The sequence below is a fragment of the Helicobacter bilis genome (assembly GCF_900198365.1).
Lineage (GTDB): Bacteria > Campylobacterota > Campylobacteria > Campylobacterales > Helicobacteraceae > Helicobacter_A > Helicobacter_A bilis_B.
In genome coordinates this window covers 1-2,636 of the sequence record NZ_FZMS01000096.1, presented here as the reverse complement: position 1 = coordinate 2,636, position 2,636 = coordinate 1, and the positions used below count along the sequence as shown (strand labels likewise).

The 2,636-nt window shown below is 32.9% G+C and carries 3 protein-coding genes; all 3 read right to left on the bottom strand.

The genetic code is table 11. The features are described from left to right. A partial coding sequence (locus C6H08_RS10600) for a tetratricopeptide repeat protein (protein WP_233708578.1) occupies positions 1 to 1,131 on the bottom strand: 1,131 nt, incomplete at its 3' end. An 824-nt stretch (positions 1,132 to 1,955) separates the two neighbouring features. After that, complete coding sequence (locus C6H08_RS11605) at positions 1,956 to 2,129, bottom strand: hypothetical protein (protein ID WP_199773204.1); 174 nt, start codon at positions 2,127 to 2,129, stop codon at positions 1,956 to 1,958. Between the two features lie 278 nt (positions 2,130 to 2,407). After that, positions 2,408 to 2,636: hypothetical protein (locus tag C6H08_RS10595; RefSeq protein WP_158656872.1), on the bottom strand; the 229-nt coding region annotated here is incomplete at its 5' end.

Here is a 2,636-nt window from a genome sequence, read left to right as displayed (position 1 = left end):
TATAGAATGTACAAGAAGCGATTTGGGTAAATAAGGCACAAGAGAAAGTGATCCCTTCTGTTGGTAAATTGTGGGGGGGGGGGATGTTTGCGTGGGAAGAGCGATGGGCTTTATTGTAGCGATTTCTGCACAAGCACTGCAGCGATAGGTGTAGAAAGGTGTTTGCGTATTGCATGAATTGCAACTATAAGTAAAGCTAATATCTGCCTTTATATGTGAATATAATAATAAAAGCTGCAATACTTCAAGCGTAAAATCTTCACTCTTTTGGTATCCACTCACAAAGCCCTTGGCATGATAAATTGCCATTAAGTCGCTTCTATTCGCAATAAAATCAAAAGGCACTTCATGTTTTTGAAAATGCCATAAAATATCAATATAGGGCATAATATCTTGTAATAATAGAATCTTTTGCCAAAACAGCCCAACATTATAAAGCCGAAAATGCCGCAGGATAATATTTCTTAGCGTAGGGTCTTTTTCATAAAACATGAGTAGTTTTTCTTGCTGGTCTGCTAGAGAAATATGATGACTACTGCATAGCTGCATAACTTTTAGATAATTTTTAGTATGCCATATTTTTTTCATGGAGGATTTAGAATCAGCATTTGCACTCACAATTTCTTCTAAGCTATTTAATGCTTCTATGGCTTCATCATAATGTTTTAGATTCTCACAAGTTCGCATATAGTATTCAAGAATGCGGATATTATGCGGATAATAACGCAAAATTTCCAAAAAGATATTTTTACTTCTCTCTAAAAAACCAGCCCTATAATAACTATCACCGAGTAACTCTAGAATCTCTAGCTTTTCGTGCATCTCAAGTGGCTTTTCACTCAAGGTTTTATAAATAGCAATAGCTTGTTCATAATCCCCTGCTTTTGCATAGGTTTGTGCGATTAATATGAGTGTTTGTGTAGCATTTTTAGCATGAGCGATAAACTCATCGATATTGTGTTGCAAACCGATACTATCAAACTGCTTACCTAAATTATCGATTAGATCTTGCTTTCGCTTATGTGCTCTAGTCCGCTTTAAAGAATCTAAAAAAAATACAAATGCTACCATAAATAGCAACGCAAGTATGCCAAATATCGGGTTTCTATACGCATTTAATATTTCAATCATGTTTATGCCTTATTGGAATCTAATTTTTGTATTATAGCTTAGAATGTTTTTAAGATGGTGTTTGTGTGTTTAGAAAACTAGATGCTCAAACATTCAGGTGGATTATCGGGGTAATTTAGAGGGCAATAGTTTAGTTTTAAGTTTGTATCTTTCTTATTTTGTATAGCCTGAGAGAGATTGCTGTTAATAGATCCTATATAGTTTTATGTGCTTGTATATAGATTTCTTCACTATCTTTTATGTTAGAGGGTTATTTCATTTAAGATAAATTTGATTAAATTATGATGAGAGTTTGTATTCTTTGCCTACTTTTATTTGAAGATTAGAAATAAATAATTTTATTAAAACCCAGCTCATATTGCTTATATTCTTTAAAATCTTTTATAAGACGAGACATTATGGTATTGTTTATTTGAAAATTGTTGAGCATAAACAATTCTACTCACCAAATGCTTTCTTATAATTTTGCCACTCCCTTTGTAAAAGTTTTGATATATTTATCTCGTATTTGTACTTTTTCTGCAGAATCAAACGCATTCTAGGAATATCATTGCAGCCTTGTGCCATATTTTTTCGAGTTCTTTTGTGCGCTGCTCATTATAAGGTTCTTCTCCGTCTATATGAATACATTCACAGCTTTTATTGATAAAATCGTTAACTTCCTTTATTTGTGTATAGGGAATTAGTCTATTACCACAACTTGCTTTTACTCCATCTTTTTCTTGCTTAAATCTTGTAAAATCTGCGGTATGAGAGCATTTGGCATATACTTTACAAAACTATCTAATGCATCTTTATAATTTAGCTATCTTTCATCTTAGCTTCTATAAAAAACTAAGATTCTGAAAGTCAAAATTCTCTTGGAATTTCTTTAGAGTGAGATTTTTTGTTTGTATCATTTTAAATCTTTTTTTGTGGTATAATGTCGCATGGTTTGTCTCGTGGCTTAACATTAAAAAAATCTGTCTAGGCTCTTGCGGCTGGGCAGTAGGCTTCACCTACTCACGCATTATAGGTTGCGGATTTCCTGCTAAGACAAACCATTCTCCATATACACCAGCTCATTATGTTTTATCATTTGATTTAATCTATTTTTAGTGGCATTATAGCTTGTTGCATATTCTAGTGTCCCATCTGTTTTTACTGCTATACTTGTAATATGATATTCCTTGTCCTTGCTTATAAAAGGCTTGTAATAATAAAGTGTTTTGCTTTATCTTTTGTTACAAACTTTGGCTGCAATAAAGTCGGCATAAAGGTAGCATTAATTGCTTGTCTATTTTTTTTTGTTTCCTTGTCGTCCCCGTTTAAAGTAGTGATTAAATGCCCTTAAAACATTGACTTTTACTTCCCCTGCTGGTGTTTGCACGACTGCATTTTTAGAATCTAGCCGCTTTGTTTTATCATTGTTAAAAATCATATCTTTAAATCCTTTCAAATTTAATGCTTGTGGCAGGGCTTCTGCCTTATCCATTAACGCCTTATAATCTATCCTTCCATTAGAA